Below are 1318 nucleotides of genomic sequence, written 5' to 3'. Positions count from 1 at the left end.
TGAACCGCCCCGGGTTTTCCGGAGGCTCCAGACTGTGAGAGGACGGAGCCATGGGGAAGACATCAGCAAGGTACGCGCCTGAGGTGCGCGAACGGGCGGTTCGGATGGTGGGCGATCACGCGGCCGACCATGCGAGCCAGTGGGCAGCGATTCAGTCGATCGCGCCGAAGATCGGCTGCACGGCGGAAACGCTGAGAAGATGGGTGCGGGAGGCTGAGAAGGCGGCCGTGCCCGGCGCGGAGGCGCGAGCCGAGGAGGCCACGCGTGTGAAGGCGCTGGAGCGCGAGGTTCGGGAACTCCGCCAGGCCAACGAGATTCTCAGGAAGGCGTCGGCGTATTTTGCCCAGGCGGAGCTCGACCGCCCACTGAAGCGATGATCGCGTTCATCGACGCGCATCGCGCGTCCTATGGGGTCGAGCCGATCTGCCGCCTGCTGCCGATCGCCCCTTCGACGTATCACGCGAACCGGGTCCGGCGGGACGATCCTTCCCGACTCCCCGACCGCGCCAAACGGGACGCTTGCCTGCGGGTCGAGATCGCCCGTGTTCACGCAGAGAACTTCGGCGTCTACGGGGCGCGGAAGGTCTGGCGCCAACTGCTGCGGGAAGGCTTCGAGGTCGCACGGTGCACGGTCGAGAGGCTGATGCGGATCATGGGCTTGCAGGGTGCCGTGCGCGGCAAGCGGATCAGGACGACCGTCCCCGACCCGGCGCAGCCATGCCCGCGCGACAAGGTGAACCGCCAGTTTCAGGCCCCCACGCCCAACCGGCTGTGGGTGAGCGACTTTACCTATGTGGCAACCTGGCGCGGCTTCGTCTACGTCGCCTTCGTCATCGACACCTACGCGCGGCGCATCGTCGGCTGGCGGGTGAGCGGCAACGCGACCGCGGGCTTCGTGCTCGACGCGCTGGAGCAGGCGATCCACGATCGAAGGTCCATGAAGGGCGCCGGCCTCGTCGCGCATTCGGACCGCGGCTCGCAATATCTTGCGATCCGCTACACTGAGCGTCTGGCCGAGGCAGGAATCGAGCCATCGGTCGGCAGCGTCGGTGATTCATACGACAATGCGTTGGCCGAGACGGTGATCGGCCTCTTCAAGACCGAGGTTATCCGCCCGCGCGGGCCGTGGCGCTCGCTTGAGGCCGTCGAGTTCGCCACCCTCGAATGGGTCGACTGGTTCAACCACCGCCGCCTGCTCGAGCCCATCGGGCACATCCCGCCAGCAGAGGCAGAAGCGGCATACTACACGCAGATCGAGATGCAGCAGCAAGCCGCGTAACCCAAACCAAACGGCCTCCGGAGAACCCGGGGCGGTTCA

Annotated in this window: 1 protein-coding gene and 1 other annotated feature; the gene reads left to right on the top strand. The window is 66.9% G+C overall.

Annotated features, from left to right (window positions below):
• Positions 1-50 precede the first annotated feature (50 nt).
• Positions 51-1279 (top strand): IS3 family transposase gene (locus DR046_RS22900; protein ID WP_115384634.1). Its coding sequence is split into 2 segments (ribosomal slippage): positions 51-339 and positions 339-1279, totalling 1230 coding nucleotides; the frame shifts between segments, so codons are not numbered across the junction.
• Positions 332-448, top strand: a sequence feature (AL1L pseudoknot). It overlaps the preceding gene by 117 nt.
• Positions 1280-1318 lie beyond the last annotated feature (39 nt).

The sequence above is a fragment of the Jannaschia formosa genome, assembly GCF_003340555.1.
GTDB classification, from domain to species: Bacteria; Pseudomonadota; Alphaproteobacteria; order Rhodobacterales; family Rhodobacteraceae; genus Jannaschia; species Jannaschia formosa.
The sequence above is the reverse complement of the archived record's forward strand: the minus strand, read 5'-3'. Positions and strand labels throughout refer to the sequence as shown.